Annotated in this window: 18 protein-coding genes; 3 read left to right on the forward strand and 15 right to left on the reverse strand. The window is 66.7% G+C overall.

Annotated elements, in window-relative coordinates:
* Positions 1–366 precede the first annotated feature (366 nt).
* Entirely contained in the window at positions 367–1,941 is a 1,575-nt protein-coding gene (mqo, locus tag NJG22_RS16915) for a malate dehydrogenase (quinone) (protein WP_253096121.1), read from the reverse strand.
* 150 nt (positions 1,942–2,091) lie between these two features.
* Between mqo and NJG22_RS16920 the strand changes: the two genes are divergently transcribed.
* The 3 genes from NJG22_RS16920 (at position 2,092) to NJG22_RS16930 (ending at position 6,031) form a co-directional block, all read left to right on the forward strand.
* Positions 2,092–3,879: a thiamine pyrophosphate-requiring protein gene (locus NJG22_RS16920; protein ID WP_253096124.1), complete on the forward strand. Its 1,788-nt coding sequence runs from the start codon at positions 2,092–2,094 to the stop codon at positions 3,877–3,879.
* 86 nt (positions 3,880–3,965) lie between these two features.
* A complete protein-coding gene (locus NJG22_RS16925; RefSeq protein WP_253096126.1) occupies positions 3,966–5,186 on the forward strand; it encodes a putative DNA modification/repair radical SAM protein in 1,221 nt (406 codons plus the stop codon).
* Entirely contained in the window at positions 5,177–6,031 is an 855-nt protein-coding gene (locus NJG22_RS16930) for a TIGR03915 family putative DNA repair protein (RefSeq protein WP_253096278.1), read from the forward strand. Before NJG22_RS16925 ends, NJG22_RS16930 begins: the two co-directional genes overlap by 10 nt.
* Before the next feature lie 111 nt (positions 6,032–6,142).
* Here NJG22_RS16930 and NJG22_RS16935 read toward each other — a convergent pair whose 3' ends face one another.
* The 14 genes from NJG22_RS16935 to NJG22_RS17000 all read right to left on the reverse strand — a co-directional run bounded on the left by NJG22_RS16935 (position 6,143) and on the right by NJG22_RS17000 (position 16,530).
* Positions 6,143–6,979 (reverse strand): CsgG/HfaB family protein, encoded by an 837-nt coding sequence (locus NJG22_RS16935; protein WP_253096128.1) that lies wholly within the window; start codon positions 6,977–6,979, stop codon positions 6,143–6,145.
* Between the two features lie 33 nt (positions 6,980–7,012).
* A complete protein-coding gene (locus NJG22_RS16940; protein ID WP_253096130.1) occupies positions 7,013–7,432 on the reverse strand; it encodes a curli assembly protein CsgF in 420 nt (139 codons plus the stop codon).
* Positions 7,429–7,824 carry a curli production assembly/transport protein CsgE gene (gene csgE, locus NJG22_RS16945; protein WP_217848009.1) on the reverse strand — a complete coding sequence of 132 codons (396 nt, stop codon included), beginning with the start codon at positions 7,822–7,824 and terminating at the stop codon, positions 7,429–7,431. Before csgE ends, NJG22_RS16940 begins: the two co-directional genes overlap by 4 nt.
* The gene (locus NJG22_RS16950) at positions 7,821–8,342 is read right to left on the reverse strand and encodes a type II secretion system protein (RefSeq protein ID WP_253096132.1); all 522 of its coding nucleotides are present in this window, start codon (positions 8,340–8,342) and stop codon (positions 7,821–7,823) included. The genes csgE and NJG22_RS16950 overlap by 4 nt, the downstream gene beginning before the upstream one ends.
* Positions 8,317–8,691 carry a type II secretion system protein gene (locus NJG22_RS16955; RefSeq protein WP_217848011.1) on the reverse strand — a complete coding sequence of 125 codons (375 nt, stop codon included), beginning with the start codon at positions 8,689–8,691 and terminating at the stop codon, positions 8,317–8,319. Before NJG22_RS16955 ends, NJG22_RS16950 begins: the two co-directional genes overlap by 26 nt.
* A gap of 5 nt (positions 8,692–8,696) precedes the next feature.
* Entirely contained in the window at positions 8,697–9,170 is a 474-nt protein-coding gene (locus NJG22_RS16960; RefSeq protein ID WP_253096133.1) for a type II secretion system protein, read from the reverse strand.
* Positions 9,167–11,044 carry a secretin N-terminal domain-containing protein gene (locus NJG22_RS16965; protein ID WP_253096135.1) on the reverse strand — a complete coding sequence of 626 codons (1,878 nt, stop codon included), beginning with the start codon at positions 11,042–11,044 and terminating at the stop codon, positions 9,167–9,169. The genes NJG22_RS16960 and NJG22_RS16965 overlap by 4 nt, the downstream gene beginning before the upstream one ends.
* Positions 11,041–11,535, reverse strand: coding sequence for a hypothetical protein (locus NJG22_RS16970; protein ID WP_253096137.1), 495 nt, complete (start codon positions 11,533–11,535; stop codon positions 11,041–11,043). The genes NJG22_RS16965 and NJG22_RS16970 overlap by 4 nt, the downstream gene beginning before the upstream one ends.
* Positions 11,535–12,086 (reverse strand): type 4a pilus biogenesis protein PilO, encoded by a 552-nt coding sequence (gene pilO / locus NJG22_RS16975; protein WP_253096140.1) that lies wholly within the window; start codon positions 12,084–12,086, stop codon positions 11,535–11,537. The genes NJG22_RS16970 and pilO overlap by 1 nt, the downstream gene beginning before the upstream one ends.
* Positions 12,073–12,615, reverse strand: coding sequence for a PilN domain-containing protein (locus tag NJG22_RS16980; protein ID WP_253096142.1), 543 nt, complete (start codon positions 12,613–12,615; stop codon positions 12,073–12,075). Before NJG22_RS16980 ends, pilO begins: the two co-directional genes overlap by 14 nt.
* A gap of 1 nt (position 12,616) precedes the next feature.
* Positions 12,617–13,399: a hypothetical protein gene (locus NJG22_RS16985; RefSeq protein WP_253096144.1), complete on the reverse strand. Its 783-nt coding sequence runs from the start codon at positions 13,397–13,399 to the stop codon at positions 12,617–12,619.
* Positions 13,380–15,068, reverse strand: coding sequence for a GspE/PulE family protein (locus NJG22_RS16990; protein WP_253096146.1), 1,689 nt, complete (start codon positions 15,066–15,068; stop codon positions 13,380–13,382). The genes NJG22_RS16985 and NJG22_RS16990 overlap by 20 nt, the downstream gene beginning before the upstream one ends.
* Before the next feature lie 53 nt (positions 15,069–15,121).
* On the reverse strand, positions 15,122–15,655 hold the full coding sequence (locus tag NJG22_RS16995) for a response regulator (protein ID WP_253096148.1): 534 nt from the start codon (positions 15,653–15,655) through the stop codon (positions 15,122–15,124).
* A gap of 239 nt (positions 15,656–15,894) precedes the next feature.
* On the reverse strand, positions 15,895–16,530 hold the full coding sequence (locus NJG22_RS17000; protein ID WP_253096150.1) for a SurA N-terminal domain-containing protein: 636 nt from the start codon (positions 16,528–16,530) through the stop codon (positions 15,895–15,897).
* Positions 16,531–16,551 lie beyond the last annotated feature (21 nt).

Raw genomic sequence — 16,551 nt, forward strand, 5'->3', positions numbered from 1 at the left:
GCACGGCAGTGCATGCACATGTTTCAACCGATCGGGTCATCAAGGCCGCTAAAACCAAAAGACCTTGAAAGGGATGGCCGTAAGGGCGGAAAGGTGACTAAGCGTCGATATAGCAAATGAATGCGCTTACATCTGTGAATACCTACACCGACCGTCTTTGACTTTGACTTTGACTTTGACTTTGACTTTGACTTTGACTTTGACTTTGACTTTGACTTTGACTTTGACTTTGACTTCAAAAACCATAACCTATTGAAGCCCTACCCGCCAATACAACAATCAACGCCATACAAAGAATAGCGAAACAAACACCCAAAAAGAAGGGATGCCACCCCACCTCCCGGCAGCAGCGAACATCCCCCCCAGCTACTGCCCCGCCACCTCACTGGCCGGCGCCAGTTGCAACACCTCGCTGGTATAAGCCCACTCCTCCTGAACCTTCTGCGGATGCTCGTTCAACTTGATCCCGTAGGACGGAATGATCTGCCTGACCTTAGCCTGCCACTGCGGCGTGGCCAACTTGTCCTTGAATACCTTGCCCAGCAAGTCGAGCATGATCGGCGGCGCGGTCGAGGCCCCCGGCGAGGCGCCGAGCAAGCCGGCGATGCTGCCGTCCTTGGCGGTGACGATCTCGGTGCCCAACTTCAGCACCCCACCCAGGTTCTCGTCCTTCTTGATGATCTGCACCCGCTGCCCAGCCTGCCACAAGCGCCAATCCTCCTTCCTGGCCTCGGGAAAGTAGGTCTGCAAGGCGGCGAAACGGTCATCGTCCGATTGCAACACCTGGCCAACCAGGTACTGCACCAGGTCGAATTCACGCACCCCGACCCGCACCATCGGCCAGGTGTTGTGCAGCGACATGCTGGCGAACAGGTCGAGCAGCGAACCCTCCTTGAGGAACTTGGTGGAGAACGTGGCGAACGGCCCGAACAGGATCATGCGCTTGCCATCGAGCACCCGGGTGTCCAGGTGCGGCACCGACATCGGCGGCGCGCCGGTGGCGGCGATGCCATAGGCCTTGGCCATGTGCCGCTGGGCGATGGCCGGGTTGTCGGTAACCAGGAACGAGCCCCCCACCGGGAAGCCGGCATAGTCCTTGGCCTCGTCGATCCCCGACTTCTGCAGCAGCGTCAACGCCGCGCCGCCGGCGCCGATGAACAGGAACTTGGCATCGGTGGCGGCGCTGCTGCCGTCCTTGAGGTTCTTGTACTGCACATGCCAACTGCCATCGTCGTTGCGGGTGATGGCCTCGACCTCGCTGGACAGCTTGAGGTCGAAGTTCGGCCGGGTCTGCAGGTAGCCGACGTATTGGCGGGTGATCTCTCCGAAGTTGACGTCGGTGCCGATCGGCGTCCAGGTGACCGCGAGTTTCTGCTTGGGGTCGCGCCCTTCCATCATCAGCGGCACCCACTTGGCGATCTGCGCCGGGTCTTCGGAATACTGCATCGGCTTGAACAGCGGGCTGGCCTGCAACGCCTGGTAGCGGCGCTTGAGGAAGCTGATGTTGTCGTCGCCCCAGACAAAGCTCATGTGCGGCGTGGTATTGATGAACGAGCGCGGGTTCTGCAGCACCCCCTGCTTGACCTGCCAGGCGAGAAACTGCCGCGTCACCTGAAACGACTCGTTGATCTCCACCGCCTTGCTGATGTCGATCTTGCCGTCCTTCTCCGGCGTGTAGTTGAGTTCGGCCAGGGCCGAGTGGCCGGTACCGGCGTTGTTCCAGCCGTTGGAGCTCTCTTCGGCGACCTTGTCCAGGCGCTCGACCATCTGCATCGACCAACTCGGTTCCAGCTCGTTGAGCCAGACCGCCAGGGTGGAACTCATGATGCCGCCGCCCACCAGCAGCACGTCCACGCGCTTGCTCTCGGCAGCCTGGGCATGCAACCCCAGGGCCAGGGCCAGGCCGGCCAGCGCCCATTTGCTCTTGTACGAGATATTCATGTGCTGCGTCCTCACCTGCGCGGGTCCTTGAAGCCTAACTGGGGCAAGCTTAGCTGACTGAAATGCTCAAGCATGGTGAGTGAATCAATATGAACGCCTGTCACCCGCCATCAGTCGGACCCTGAAACCGTTCGCGAACGAGGCATGCACATGACAAGCACAGTCGGCGATTTTCTGGTGGAACGCCTCTCACAGTGGGGCGTCAAGCGTATCTACGGGTATCCTGGCGACGGCATCAACGGTGTATTCGGAGCCTTGCGCCGTTCTGGCAAGATCGAGTTCATCCAGTGCCGCCATGAGGAAATGGCGGCCTTCATGGCCAGCGCACACGCCAAGTTCAGCGGGGAACTTGGCGTGTGCATCGCCACCTCGGGGCCAGGCGCCTCGCATCTGCTGACCGGCCTGTACGACGCCCGCCTGGACCACATGCCAGTGCTGGCCATTGTCGGCCAGCAGGCCCGCGGCGCCCTCGGCGGCCACTACCAGCAGGAGCTCGACCTGGTATCGATGTTCAAGGATGTCGCCGGTGCCTATGTGCAGCAAGCCTCGACCCCCGGGCAAGTACGGCACCTGGTGGACCGCGCCGTGCGCACCGCCTTGGGCGAGCGCCGGGTTACCGCCCTGATATTGCCCAACGACCTGCAGGAACAGCCCTACGAGGCCCCCACCAGAACCCATGGCACGTTGCATTCAGGCATCGGGTTCAGCCGGCCCCGCGTGGTACCCCATGAGCCGGACCTGGCCAGGGCCGCGCAACTGCTCAACGCAGGCGAAAAAGTGGCGATACTGGTCGGTGCCGGCGCCCTTGGCGCGCGTGAGCAGGTCCAGGCGCTGGCCGAAAAGCTCGGCGCTGGCGTGGCCAAGGCACTCCTGGGCAAGGCCGTGCTGCCAGACAACCTGCCCTGGGTCACCGGCTGCATCGGCCTGCTGGGCACCGAACCCAGTCTCAAGTTGATGGCCGAATGCGACACCCTGCTGATGATCGGTTCAGGCTTCCCCTATGCCGAGTTCCTGCCCAAGGAAGGCCAAGCGCGTGGTGTGCAAATCGACATCGCCCCAGACATGCTCAGCCTGCGCTACCCGATGGAGATCAACCTGGTAGGCGATGCCGCCGACACCCTGGCCGCGCTACTGCCGCTGGTCGAACACAAGCCCCGGCGCACCTGGCGCAACAGGATCGAACGCTGGCGCCAGGCCTGGGACGCCAAACTGGGCAAACGCGCGCTGGCCAAGGCCAGCCCGATCAATCCGCAGCGGGTGGTGCATGAGCTGTCCCCGCGCCTGCCGAGCAACGCCATCATCACCAGCGACTCGGGCTCGTGCGCCAACTGGTTCGCCCGCGACCTGCACATACAGCCAGGCATGATGTGCTCGCTGTCTGGTGGCCTGGCCTCGATGGGCGCCGCGGTACCCTATGCCATCGCCGCCAAGTTCGCCCATCCCGAACGTAGCGTGGTGGCGCTGGTGGGCGACGGCGCGATGCAGATGAACAACCTGGCCGAACTGATCACCGTGGCCAAGTACTGGCGCCAATGGGGCAACGGTCGCTGGGTCTGCGCGGTGTTCAACAATCAGGACCTCAACCAGGTGACCTGGGAGCAGCGGGTGATGGAAGGCGACCCGAAATACCTCGCCAGCCAGGCGCTACCCGACGTGCCCTACCACCTGTTCGCCATATCCATCGGGCTCAAGGGCCTCTATGTCGAGCGCGAAGAAGACGTCGCCCCTGCCTGGGAGCAGGCATTGGCCAGCGATGTGCCGGTGGTTATCGACTTTCGCACCGACCCTGACGTGCCACCGCTGCCACCGCATATTTCGCTCAAGCAGGCCAGGCAGTTCGCCGGCGCGTTGCTGCAAGACCCGGATCGCGCAGGCATCATCAAGCAGACTGCCAGGCAGTTGGTCAGCGGCGCACTGCCTGGGCGGCGCACCCCATGAGCGCACCTGCCTCCATGAATTTCGAGCTTGCCATCGGCCGATTCTAGAAATACTGTATGAATATTCAGTACTCTTGAGCCAACAGCATGCAACTGATCGCCAAGCTCGGCATCCTCGCCGATGCCGCCAAGTACGACGCGTCCTGCGCCAGCAGTGGTGCGCCAAAGCGCAGCTCGCGCGGCCGCGACGGCCTGGGCGCCACCGATGGCATGGGCATCTGCCATAGCTACACGCCCGATGGCCGGTGCGTGTCGCTGCTCAAGGTGCTGCTGACCAACTTTTGCCTGTACGACTGCCAATACTGTGTCAACCGCCGCTCCAGCAATGTACCGCGTGCGCGCTTCAGCCCCGAGGAGGTGGTGCGCCTGACCCTGGACTTCTATCGGCGCAACTGCATCAGCGGGCTGTTCCTGAGCTCGGGCATCATCCGCTCGGCGGACTACACCATGGAGCAACTGATCCGTGTCGCCCGCCTGCTGCGGGAGGAGCATAACTTTCGCGGCTATATCCACCTCAAGACCATCCCCGATGCCGACCCGCTGCTGATCGAGCAAGCGGGGTACCTGGCCGACCGGCTGAGCGTGAATATCGAGCTGCCGACCGATGCCAGCCTGCGACGCCTGGCGCCAGAGAAGCGCGCCAGCACCATCCGCCAGGCCATGGGCGTGATCCACCAGGGGCTGCAAGCCGTGGCCCATGAGCCGCACGCCCCGCGCTTCACCCCCGCCGGGCAGAGCACTCAAGTGATTGTGGGGGCCGACGCCACCGACGACAGCACCTTGCTACGCAACGCCGAGTCGCTTTACCAAGGCTATGGCCTCAAGCGCGTCTACTACTCAGCCTTCAGCCCGATCCCCGAGAGCCCGGCTAGCGTGCCGCTGGCGGCGCCGCCACTGCTGCGCGAGCACCGCCTGTACCAGGCCGACTTCCTGTTGCGCGGCTATGGCTACAAGGCCGGCGAGCTGCTGGGCGAGGTCGGTAACCTGGCCTTGGACATCGACCCCAAGCTGGCGTGGGCACTGGCCAACCGCGAGGTTTTCCCACTGGATGTCAATCGCGCCGAACCTGCATTGCTGGCGCGTATCCCCGGCATCGGGCTGCGCAGCGTGCAGCGCATGGTCGCCCTGCGCCGCGAGCGGCGCATCCGCTATGACGACCTGATCCAACTGCGTTGCGTGCTGGAAAAAGCCCGGCCCTTCGTGATCACCAGCGATTATCGACCGGCCCAGGCCGAGCTGCGCAGCGGCCTGTTGCGGGCGCGACTGCGCGAGCCTCGGGCCCCGATGCAATTGGGGCTCTGGGCATGATCGCGCTCGACTGCGGCGATGACTTCAGGACCTGGCGCAGCCAGGCTCGGCACCTGCTCAGCCATGGCTTCGATCCAGCAGAAGTCACCTGGAACCATGGCCCCATGGACGACCTGCTGGCAGTGCCCACGCCATTGCCCACCTCCCCAGGGCCATTCCGTGCCCAGGTGCCCGCCACCTTGCTCGATCAGCTCGAGCAGGCGTCACGCTTTCGCGGCGAGCAACGCTGGAATCTATTGTACGAGGTGCTCTGGCGGGTCGCCCATGGCGACCGCAGCGCAATGCTGGCCGGCGACCGGCTGGGCAGCGAGCTGCACAGGCGGATCAAGCAGGTCAGCCGCGAGGCCCACCACCTGCATGCCTTCGTGCGCTTCGTGCCGCTGCCAGCGCCATTGGCCGATACGCTGCAGCTGGACCTGGTCGCCTACCACGAGCCCGCGCACGCCATCCTCGACTGTGCCTGCGGCCATTTTGCCGAGCGCCTGGGGCGGCTGCGCTGGCTGATCGCCACGCCACGCGATGCGGTGCGCTACGATGGCCAGACCCTGGACTACCGCCGACGCTGTCCAGATCAGTGGCGCCAATGGGCGCGCAATGCCGACGACCCTGGGGCCGAGTTGTGGCGCACTTATTATCGGCACATCTTCAATCCGGCGCGGCTCAACCCCGGTGCCCTGCGCCAGCATCTGCCGGGGCGGTTCTGGCGCCACCTCCCGGAAGGGCCCCTGATCCCCGAGCTGGTCGGGCAGGCCCGCCAGGGTAAGCAGCGAGATGGCCAGGCGCTGCAAGTGGCTACGCTTGCAGGCAAACGCATCGGAGACAATCGCCCCACCGGCAAGCCCTGAAATCCACCCCATCAGGCGCCGGCCTTGCAGGGGGGCGGAAATGGCAGCGGCTGCGCCGCTATTCGCCGGCCAGGCCGGCGCCTACAGGGCCGTATCCTCAAGCCGGCGCCTTCATGGCTGCTGATACTGGCTCAGATACTTGTCCAGCAGCGCCTTGTCGCCCTCCCCGGCCACCTGCCACAGGCGCCGCTCGATACCCTGGGCCAGCAGATGCCCCACCGCCGCCTCGATCGCCGACAGCACGCAGAGCTGCGCCGGCTCGTTGGTGGTGTAGCCCACCTCGGCCTCGAGCAGCTTCTTGAACTCGATGAACTTGAACACCCCGGCGCTGCGGCCCACCGAGTAGATGGTCTTGCTGGTCATGACGTTGGCCAGCACCTGCCCGGTGCGTACATCCACCGCCCGCAGGTTGACCGTGACCTGGTCGACCCGGTACTCGCGGGACAGGTCGATGCCCAGGTAGCGCGCGCCCTCGCCGCCACTGCGCACATTGGTGTCGTAGGCGATGATGCCGCCCTCGAGCATCAGGTTGGCGGCCTGCAGCGGCGGCAGCTCGCCCTGGATATTCTCGGCCACGTCGGGCTTTTTCTGCGAGGCGCGGATGATCTTGCGCTCGGTCAGCAGGTTCTGCAGGCCTTCGCGCTCCAGCACCACGAACCAGCCACTGGCATTGAGCGCGTCCATCAGCATGCTGGCGGCGCCTTGGGTGACGCTGGTGGAAAACGAGCTGGCCGGGGTCGGCTTGTACTGCCCGGTCTGGTCGCGGAAACCATACACCACCGCCATCAACCGCCCCCGCGGCCTGGGCATGTTGATCAGGTCGTAGTAGGTCGAGGCGCGCGGCGTCAGGGTTGGGGTCTGGCTGTCCTGTTCGGCCGGCATCGGCTCGCGCAGGCCGCAGCCTTGCAGGGCGGCGAGGATCAGCAGTGTGCTCAGCAGACGTTTCATGGTGTTCTCTCCCCTTGGAAATGGCCGTCCCTCTCAGGGGTTCAGGCCGCTCACGTCGATGATCGAGACTTGCCCGGTGGCGCGGTCGGTGACCCGGATGCTCAAGGCACCGGAGTCGTCGATCACATCGATGAGAAAGGCATCGGTGGCCATGCTGCCGCCCTGGCCGTTGCCAATGTTGTCCAGCAGTTGCCCCAGCAGCCGCGATTCAAGCTGGTTGCTGAAGCGCTCCAGGGCGCTGGTAGTGGCGAACGCGGAGCTGCGGTCCTTGAGGTCGGGATCGTCATGGTCGTTCTGCGCCTGGGCGTTATTCAGCAGCCAGGTGCCGTTGAGCGGGTTGCCGCCGAAGGCCGGGTTGACCGGGGTGTATACCAGCTCCGTGGCCAGGGCCTGGTAACCGAGGCTGGCGGCCAGCAGGCAGGCGGCGACTCGCAGGGGTATGTGGTGGCTCATAGCTCGTCCCTCTCCAGATCGGTTGTGTCCTGCAGCAGCCGTTGCAACTTGCGCTGGATAATCTGCTGGCGGACCAGGTCGGCGGCCTCGACGGCCTCGTCATTGAGTTGCGTGGTGTTCGGCGGCAGGAAGCGCCGGTACACCACCTCGCGTTCGTACTCCACCGTCACCAGGCTGCCCCAGCGGGCATCCGGGCGCTCGCGCACCACCAGGTTGAAGTCGAGCCGGCTGGTGGCGCGCAGCCGGTCGCTGAAGGCGTAGTAGAAGTCGTGACCGATGTGCGAGATGGTGTTGTCGACGATGAACCCCATCATCTCGTCCTCGTCGCCGGCGTAAACCTGTGCCTGCGCCAGGGCCAGGCACAGGCAGGCCATGGCCGCCAGGCGCTTCATGGCGCATCTCCTGAGCCTGCATGGCTGCGGGCGCCGCTGGCGCTCTCGGCGAATGCCTGCTCGGCCACGAACTGCCAGTCGCTGTAGCGCTGCAGGCCTTCGAACGCGCTCCACTGGGCGTCGAAGCCGCTGCGCTTGAGCGGCGTGGCGTCGGAGCGGCTGTACACGCCGGTGATGCGGCCATCGACCGCGCGCAGCAGGCCCCAGTCGTCACTGCCGGTGACCGGGTCGGGGTACAGCCGACGCAGGTGCCGTTGCGGCGACGGGAAGCGGTTGTCCTCGAGCAGTTCGGCCAGCGCCTGCGGGTACTGGGCCAGCCCAGGGGAGGCGCGATAGAAGCTGCGCAGGGCCTGGGCGTACTGGCCGCCGACCCACAGCAGCTGGCGCTCGTGCTCGCGCTGCACGCAGGTGCTCCACAAGGTGCCGCTGGCGGCCAGGGCCACGCTGCTGACCGCGATCAGCAACAGCACCCCCAGGTAGGTGAAGCCACGTTCACCACTCGGCATAGAGGCTGCCATCACGCGCCCTCCCTGTAGCCCCGCTCTTGATGTCGGCGACGCCACCGGCCACGCCTTCGGGCGGTGGCACCAGCTGCCAGGCGTCGCGGCGCTCGCTGATCGGGTCCAGCGGCGCGCTGCGCAGGTAGCGTTGCTCCACCAGTTGCTCGAGGGAATCGGGGTAGCGCCCGGTGTCGCCGTAGTAATGGTCCAGGGCCTCGCGCAGCACCGCCAGGCTCTGGCGCAGGGTGGCCTCGCGGGAGGCCTCGAGGCTGTTGAAGTAGCGCGGCAGGGCGATGGTCATCAGGGTGGCGATGATGGCCATGACCACCAGCAGTTCGATGAGGGTGAAGCCCTTGCTCGGTTTCATCGCCGTCACCATTGCCCATAGGGGATGTTGTTCAGGCCCTTGCCCGGGGCCTGGGAGTACACGTCGAACACATCCTCGCCTTCGCGCGGGTTGTCCGCGGCGCTGTCGTAGGCGCGCAGGCCCCAGCCGCCCTGGTCGTCGGCCTTGGCCGCGCGCAGCGGGTCGTGGGGGATGCGCCGCAGGAAGTAGAACTTCGCGCCCTTGGCGCTGCGCACATCGCGCACGCCGTCCACCAGCACCTGCAGGTTCGGCGGGTAGCCGCTGGCGTTCAGGCGTTTTTCGATATAGCCGGCGTCGAAGGCGCGCTTGTAGGCGTCGATGGCGTCGCGGATCTGGTACAGCGCCTCGCGCAGCTGCTGCTCCTTGCCCCGGCGCACCACGGTCTCGGTCAGCGGCGCGGCCATGCTGGCCAACAGCCCGAGCAGCGCCAGGGTCAGCACCACCTCGATCAGGCTGAAGCCATGCTGGCGGCGGTTCATGGCCGTGGGCTCCGCTCGCTGGGCACCACCGCCATCTGGCCCTGGACCGCCGGCACGGCGTCGGTTTCCGGGCTGGGCGCGTCGGTCGGCACGGCGCCGCTGGGCAGCGGCTGGGCCGGCTGGCGCACCTGCAGGCTCGATTCGGTGCCGGTGGCGAACTCCATGTCCGAGGGGCTCTGGTACGGCAGGTTGCGCACGATGCGCGGGGTGATCGCCAGGACCAGCTCGGACTTGCTGTTCTCGTCATGGTTGCTGCCGAACAGCCGGCCCAGGCCGGGAATGTCGCCAAGGCCGGGGATCTTGTTGCCGCTGCCGGTCTTGTCGTTGCGCACCAGGCCCGCCAGTACCTGGGTCTCGCCATCGTGCAGGCGCAGGCTGGTCTGGGCGTTGCGGGTGTCCACCTGCACCGGGATGGTGCCCTGGCGGGTCGGCTCCAGGGGCGTGGCGTTGCTCACTTCCAGCGCCACCTTGATCGCCACTTCGTTGTTCAGGTGCACGGTGGGCTGCACCTCGAGCTTCAGGCCGACGTCGAGGTAGGTGACGCTCTCGGTGATCACCGGGCCCTGGGTCGACGGTACCGAAGTGGCGCTGATGATCGGCACCCGCTGGCCAATGTGGATGCGCGCCTGCTCACGGTTGCTGACGCGGATCACCGGGCTGGCCAGGGTGTTGATGTCCTTGTCCTGGGCGTTGATCTTGGCCTGGGGCGCCGGGGCGATGGAGATGCGCCCGGAGTTGATGCCGCGCAGCTGGTCGAGCACACCCACCGGGGTGCCGTCGCTGTTGATCACGCCGAAGGTGTTCGGCCATTGCAGGCCGAGGTCGAGGATGCGCGAACGGGCCACCTCCATCACCTCCACCTCCAGCACCACCTCGGGGTTGGACTGGTCCTGGGACTGCAGCAGCTTCTCGGCCATGCGCACGGCGTCGGGGGTGTCGCGCATGGTCAGGGTGTTGAGGCGCTCGTCGACGAACACGTCGCGGGTCTTGAGCATGGTCTTGACCATGTTCAGCGCGGTATTGGCGTCGATGCTGGTCAGGTAGAAGGTGCGCATGACCAGTTCCTGGTAGTCCTTGGTCTTTTGCGGCGAGTCGGGGTAGATCAGCAAGGTGTTGTCGTTGACGATCTTCTGGTGCAGCTGGTTCTGCTCCAGCAGCAGCGCCACGGCGTCCTCGATGCGCACCTCGCGCACGAAGATGGTGGCTTTGATGTCCGGGCGCAGGTCCTTGTCGAAGATGAAGTTGATCCCGGCGACCTGGGCCAGCACCTCGAAGATGGTCTTCAGGTTGGCGTCGCGAAATTCCAGGGTCACCGGCCGCTCCAGCTTGCTGCGCAACTGCGGGAACGGCGTGGCGGTGCGCGCCTGGACGTTCTCGATGTCGCTGCGCAGGGTCTGGCCCTTCTGGTTCTGCGGGTCGAGGCGCAGCACTTCGCGCATGTAGCGCTCGGCGCCGAACAAGTCGCCCTGGCGCAGCGCCGCCTGGCCCAGGGCGACGCGCTCGTCGAGGGTGCGCAGCAGCTCCAGTTGGCGGATGCCTTCCAGGGCTCGGCGATTGTTCGGCTCCAAGGTCAGGACCCGGCCATAGCCCATGCGCGCGCTGGCGAAGTCGTGGCGGCCGCGGTCGCTGTCGGCCTGGCCGAGCAAGGCTTCGACCGCGGTCTGCCGGCCGTGGGCCAGGGCGATGTTCAGCTCGGTGTTGCGCGGGTCATCGCGCAGGGCCTCTTCCAGGCGGGCGATGCCGGCCTCGTACTGGCCTTCCTTGATCAGGTCCTCGCCGTCCTCGCGCACGGCGCTGGAGCCGCAGGCGGCCAGCGCCGCGCACAGGGCCAGGAGCAGGAATGGAGCAGGCTTGCACGACTTCGAAGGCTTCATGGTGCGCTCCCGACAGACAAGGTCTGTGGCTGGTGCAGTGGCAGGTAGACCAGGCTCAGCTCGGTGGCCGAGACGCGGTCGAGGCGGTAGGTGTCGTCGATCACATCGCCCTGGCGCACGACGTAGAGCTTTTCGCCGCTCTGCAGGAAGACCTGCAGGTCGTCGCGCTCCCCCATGCGGCCGATGAACTGGAACGGCAGCGCCGGGGCACTGGGGGCAACGGGCGCGGGTGCGCTGAGTACAGGTTGTTCGGTGACCGTGGCCAGGGTTTGCGGTGCGGTCCATTGCTGGCTGGGGAACAGGTCGCGTGAAGGGCTGGCGGCCTCGTCGCCGGGCACGGCCGCTTCCACCTTGACGGGCTTCGCATGGGAGCGGGCTTGCCCCGTGATCGGGGCAATCGCCGCCACGCCGAACCAGTGCCCCGGCGCCCAGGCCAGCGCGGCGCTCAAGCCCAGGAAACCGACCCACATCACCGCACGCTGAGTGTTCATCACGACCTCGACAGGTAAAGGGTCATGCGGACACGGCCGCTGAGTTCGCGGTCGCCGATACGCTTGCGTTGCAGCTCCAGGTCCTCGAGCACCAGAGTCGGCAACTGGCCGCTCAAGCCCTTGAGGAAGCCGCGAATCTGCGGGTAGCTGCCACGCACCGGCAGGACGATCTGGTAGCGCGCCAGCTGTGTCCTGGGGTCGATGCCCAGGGCATATTCGCCGCGCGCCAGGCTGATGCGCTCGGCGCTGGCCAGGTGGTACAGGCGCTCGATCAGTTCGCTGGCCTCGGGTTGGCCGGGCAGTTGCTGGCGCAGCTCGTCCAGGGCCTGCTGCTCGGGCTTGGCCTGGACCTTCAGCTCGCCCCGCGCCAGGCGCTGAAGCTGCACCGTCGCGTCGGCCTCGGCGGCGCGCAGCGCCCGCACGGCCTGCCACTGCGGCAGCACCGTGGCCAGGGCGAAGCCCAGGGCCAGCAGGCCGGCCAGCAGCGCGGCCAGCCCTGCCCGCCCCAGGCGCAGGACGGCTTCATGGAGCAACAGGCTAGGGACGCGCATGGCCGGTCTCCCAGGTGGCGGTGAGGTTGAAGCGCACCGGGTGCTCGGCCTGCCCGGCCAGCACTTCGTGGTTGAGCAAGGACACGTCCGAGAGCTGTTCGCTGCGCTCCAGGCGCTGGTGGTACTGCAGCATCGCCTCGAGGTTGCGAGCCTCGGCGCTGATCCGCAGTTGGCCCTTGCGCGCGTCGGGGGTGAGGCTGAGCAGCGCCACGTCTTCCTGGGGCATGGCCTCGAGCATGGCGAACAGCTGCTGCCAGGGCCGCTGCAGCTGCAACGAGACGCTGCGCATCTGGGCCAGGCGCTCGGCCTGCTGACGGAGCACCGCGCTGCTCTGCGGCGCGGCAGTGGCCGGGCGCCGGCCGAGCTTGAGTTCGAGCTGGTGCACGCGGCCTTCGAGGGCCGCCTGCTCGCTCACCAGGTGCTGCTGGGCCAGTACCAGCACCGCCAGCGCGGCGCCGCCCAGGGCCAGCAGGGCCCAGGCTGCCGGGCCGCTGTGGCGGGGCTGGAATTCCAGGTCGAGGCGGCGCATCTCAGGCCACCGCCCGCCACATGGCGCACAGCGGGTCGGCCTCGGCGCCCGGTGGGCACAGCTGCACCGCGCCGATAACCGGGTGTGCGCCACGGCCCGGGGCATGCAGGTACACCCGCGGTGGTTGCGCGCCGTACAGCTCGCAGGTGCGCTCGATCAGCGCCTGCAAGGCCTGGTCGTTGTCGGCGCAGCCTTGGGCCAGCACCTGCTGCCAGGCACCGCCGGCGGCCAGCAGCAACACGCTGCGGCGCGGTTCGGCGAGGACGAAGAGAAAATCGCCCGGCTGCAACTGCGCCGCGCAGCGGTTGTAGGCGGCCATCAGGTAGGGCTGCACCGAACGCAGCCTCAGCTGGTTGTCCCGGCCTAGCGCCTGCAAGCCTTGCAGCAGGGCCTCGGGCAGCGCCGTGGCGATGCGCGCGGCGCCCGCCGGCTCGGGCGAAAGCACGATGCGCCAGTCGTCCAGGGCCTGGCCGTAGAGGTGTTCGAAGCAGGCTCGGGCATAGGCCTGCAGTTCGCGCGGATGACCGATGGCATCGCTCCAGGGCACCAGGCAGAAGCGGCTGTAGCGCGCCGAGAGCAGCACCTGCAACGGCGCGCCGCGCACCGGCTGCTCGGCCAGCAGGCCGCCCAGGGCGGTCAACGCCGGGGCCCAGGCCGGCTGGGCGGCCTCGCAGGCAACCTCGCGGCTGCCCAGCCACAGGTGTTGATGAGCGTGCCAGCACCCCAGGCCGACACTCTCGGCGCCGAGCACGGCGCAGTATTTGTCAGGCGATAAATGTGACACGGTTGATCTCCTCCAAGGTGGTGCGGCCCGCGCGGACCAGGTCCAGGGCCGAGGCCCGCAGCAAGCGCAGGCCGCGCTGGCAGGCCAACTGCTTGATCTGCCCGAGCGGGCGGCGTTCGACGATCATCTGCCGCAGATCGTCGTCCAGGTGCAGCAGCTCGGCGATGGCGCAGCGCCCGCGGTAACCGCTGCCACGGCACTGGCCGCAGCCGTGGGCGCGGACCAGCTGCCAGCCGCCGACCGCCTCGCGGCTAAGGCCCGAGGCAGCCAGCAGCTCGTCGTCCGCCTCGCAGGCCTGGGCGCAATGCGGGCAGGCCAGGCGCACCAGGCGCTGGGCCAGCACGGCGTTGAGCGCCGAGACGAAGCTGTAGGGATCGACCTGCATCTGGCTGAAACGGCCGATCACGTCGAAGACGTTGTTGGCGTGGATGGTGGTGAACACCAGGTGCCCGGTGAGCGCCGATTGCACGGCGATCTGCGCGGTGTCCGGGTCGCGGATCTCGCCGACCAGGATCTTGTCCGGGTCATGGCGCAGGATCGAGCGCAGGCCACGGGCGAAGGTCAGGCCCTTCTTCTCGTTGACCGGGATCTGCAGCACGCCGGGCAGCTGGTACTCGACCGGGTCCTCGATGGTGATGATCTTGTCCACGCCATGGTTGATCTCGCTGAGCATGGCGTACAGGGTGGTGGTCTTGCCGCTGCCAGTGGGGCCGGTGACCAGGATCATGCCGTAGGGTTCGCCGGCCAGGCGACGCAGCGCGCGCAGGGTCTGCTCCTCGAAGCCCAGGGCCTGCAGCTGCACGCCGCTGACCTGGTCGCACAGCGCCTGCTTGTCGAGCACCCGCAGCACCGCATCCTCGCCGAAGATGCTCGGCATGATCGATACGCGAAAGTCGATCTGGCGCTCGCCGATGGCCACCTTGAAACGGCCGTCCTGGGGCACGCGCTTCTCGCCGATATCCAGCTCGGCCATCACCTTGATGCGCGAGATTACCTGTTCGGCAAAGCTGCTGCCGCTGGCCTTGCCGGCAGCGTTGAGGACGCCGTCGATGCGGTACTTGATCACCAGGCCCTGGCCGGTCATGCCCAGGTGGATATCGCTGGCGTGCTGCTTGAGGGCGTCGTAGAGGGTCGAGTTGACCAGCTTGACCACCCGGCTCTGGTCCTCGCTGATGCTGGTCAGCGACAAGCGTTGCAGCGGGTCGGCCTCGGTGCTGGCCTCGCTGTCCTGGCCGAGGGCCTCGACGGCGTGGAAACTTTCTTCATGGCGGGCAAGGTAGGTGGCCAGGTCGGCGGCGTGGGCCAGGTACAGCGGCAGGCCTTGCAGGCAGTCGTCAATCCAGGCCAGGCGGGCACTGTCGAAGGGGTCGGCGAACACGCCGATCAGCGCGCCGTCGTGCTCGACCAAGGCGAACTCGCGCTTCAGGCATTGCGCCAGGCTGACCCGGTCAAAGGCCGGGGCGCAGGCGAACAGGGTCTGGGTGGCGAGCATCGGGTAATGCAGGGTGACCGCCAGGCGCTGGGTGAAAGTGGCCGGGGTGTCGCCGCAGAGGCGCTCCAGGCAGGCCAGCAGGCGCTCTTCGCCGGCTTGCTGGCGGGCCTGGGCGATGAGGTCGCGGGGGTAGCCTCGCGCTGGGTCCAGTGGATCTGTATCGAATGCCTGGGACATGGCCTGCGACTCCGCTCAGGGGCGGCGCCGCAGGCCTGTGGCCTTGGGCGCCGCTATTCCCCGGTGAGCAGTTGTTCGTCGTCAGGTTCGGCGGGCTTGCCACCGTTGCGTCGGCGGTCGGCCAGGACCCAGCTGCCATCGTACAACTGCAAGGGGAACGAATCGTTCCTGTGCTGGCGTCGCTCGACGAACCCCGCGGCGGGGTGGTCCGTGGCCCTGCGCTGGCGCTCGATGCCCATCAGGTCGAAGACGGCGCGGGCCAGTTCCATCAGCGGGAACGGCTTGAACAGGACATGGCTCACCCCAAGCTCGGCGGCCCGCTCACGGACCTCGGCGGTCGGGTGGGCGGTGATCAGCACGAAATGGCACTGCCTGTTGCTGCGCACGGCCTCCAGGACCTGAAATCCCTCCATGTCGGGCAAGCGGTAATCCAGCACGATCACGTCCGGTGCCAGGCTCGTGGCCAGTTCGATGCCTGCGGCACCGTCGTGGGCGAGATGGACCTCCAGGCCTTGCGCCTGCAAATACGCCTGCAGGTTCTGTGCAAGGGTCTGTTCGTCATCGACTACCAGTACTCTGTTCACCAAGGTCCACTCCCCTGAACTGCCCGGTTCCCCGGTCTGCGAAGTGCGGCCTTGTAGAGGCTTGAGCAGGCTTCGTGCCAGGCATGAAAATCATCGCAAACCGCTGTTAAACCACTGATATTGCTGAAACTAATTTGTCGCCTTGGGCCGCGCGAGCGGTCGGGTCCCCACAACCGGGGAAGCTGATGGCACATTGCCCTGCGGCGATTCCCCAACACTGGGGAATCGCCTTGGCTGGCCCCTCAATCGGCGCGCTCCACTGTAGCCCAATCACGCAAACGTTGGCGCGCCGCTTGCCGCGCCTGGGCCTGCAATTGCGCGACAAGCGCATCCCTGGCCAGGCGCAGGCCGTGTTCAGTTGAGACAGAAGTATTATCACTTTGGTTCTGCTTTGCTTGCAGTGCTTGGCCTTTGGCCTCATGGAAGGCGGCGACTTCGGCGGCACTGGGCTCGGCGATGACGGTCAGCCGGGCATAGGCCTGCTGTGCGGCCAGTTCATGACGAGTGTAGTCAGCGAAGCCCGCCCGATCGAAGCCCGCCTCCTGCAACCGCCGCTCGAACAGCGCCGGGCTGGCGAACGCCGCCTCCAGTGCGGCCACCTGGGCCTGGACCTGCGCGTCGCTGATCTCGATGCCCTGGCGCCGCGCCTCCTGCCACAGCAGCTCCTTGTCGATCAGCTCATCCAGCGCCTGGTCGCGCAGGCGCTTGTACAGCGTGGGGTTGCGGATGCTGGTCAGCGCCCGGCCCTGGGCCTGGAGGTAGTCGCTGAAGTAGCGCTCCAGGCGCAGCACGCCGATTTCCACGCCGTTGACCCGCGCCACCGGCTGCTCGGCGCAGCTCAGCTGGGCGAACAGCAACAGGCAAAGCAACATTCTCATCAGCGCATCCTCGCTACCAAC

It is taken from the genome of Pseudomonas sp. VA159-2 (assembly GCF_024126635.1).
Taxonomy (GTDB): domain Bacteria; phylum Pseudomonadota; class Gammaproteobacteria; order Pseudomonadales; family Pseudomonadaceae; genus Aquipseudomonas; species Aquipseudomonas muyukensis.

What these genes read in the sequence shown, in the direction of transcription:
- NJG22_RS17000 (WP_253096150.1), bottom strand. Translation starts at nt 16,530, where the DNA reads ATGAGAATGTTGCTTTGCCTGTTGCTGTTCGCCCAGCTGAGCTGCGCC.
- NJG22_RS16935 (WP_253096128.1), bottom strand. Translation starts at nt 6,979, where the DNA reads ATGAAACGTCTGCTGAGCACACTGCTGATCCTCGCCGCCCTGCAAGGC.
- NJG22_RS16960 (WP_253096133.1), bottom strand. Translation starts at nt 9,170, where the DNA reads ATGAACCGCCGCCAGCATGGCTTCAGCCTGATCGAGGTGGTGCTGACC.
- NJG22_RS16965 (WP_253096135.1), bottom strand. Translation starts at nt 11,044, where the DNA reads ATGAAGCCTTCGAAGTCGTGCAAGCCTGCTCCATTCCTGCTCCTGGCC.
- NJG22_RS16970 (WP_253096137.1), bottom strand. Translation starts at nt 11,535, where the DNA reads ATGAACACTCAGCGTGCGGTGATGTGGGTCGGTTTCCTGGGCTTGAGC.
- pilO (WP_253096140.1), bottom strand. Translation starts at nt 12,086, where the DNA reads ATGCGCGTCCCTAGCCTGTTGCTCCATGAAGCCGTCCTGCGCCTGGGG.
- NJG22_RS16950 (WP_253096132.1), bottom strand. Translation starts at nt 8,342, where the DNA reads ATGGCAGCCTCTATGCCGAGTGGTGAACGTGGCTTCACCTACCTGGGG.
- NJG22_RS16955 (WP_217848011.1), bottom strand. Translation starts at nt 8,691, where the DNA reads ATGAAACCGAGCAAGGGCTTCACCCTCATCGAACTGCTGGTGGTCATG.
- NJG22_RS16990 (WP_253096146.1), bottom strand. Translation starts at nt 15,068, where the DNA reads ATGTCCCAGGCATTCGATACAGATCCACTGGACCCAGCGCGAGGCTAC.
- NJG22_RS16920 (WP_253096124.1), top strand. Translation starts at nt 2,092, where the DNA reads ATGACAAGCACAGTCGGCGATTTTCTGGTGGAACGCCTCTCACAGTGG.
- mqo (WP_253096121.1), bottom strand. Translation starts at nt 1,941, where the DNA reads ATGAATATCTCGTACAAGAGCAAATGGGCGCTGGCCGGCCTGGCCCTG.
- csgE (WP_217848009.1), bottom strand. Translation starts at nt 7,824, where the DNA reads ATGAAGCGCCTGGCGGCCATGGCCTGCCTGTGCCTGGCCCTGGCGCAG.
- NJG22_RS16940 (WP_253096130.1), bottom strand. Translation starts at nt 7,432, where the DNA reads ATGAGCCACCACATACCCCTGCGAGTCGCCGCCTGCCTGCTGGCCGCC.
- NJG22_RS16980 (WP_253096142.1), bottom strand. Translation starts at nt 12,615, where the DNA reads ATGCGCCGCCTCGACCTGGAATTCCAGCCCCGCCACAGCGGCCCGGCA.
- NJG22_RS16925 (WP_253096126.1), top strand. Translation starts at nt 3,966, where the DNA reads ATGCAACTGATCGCCAAGCTCGGCATCCTCGCCGATGCCGCCAAGTAC.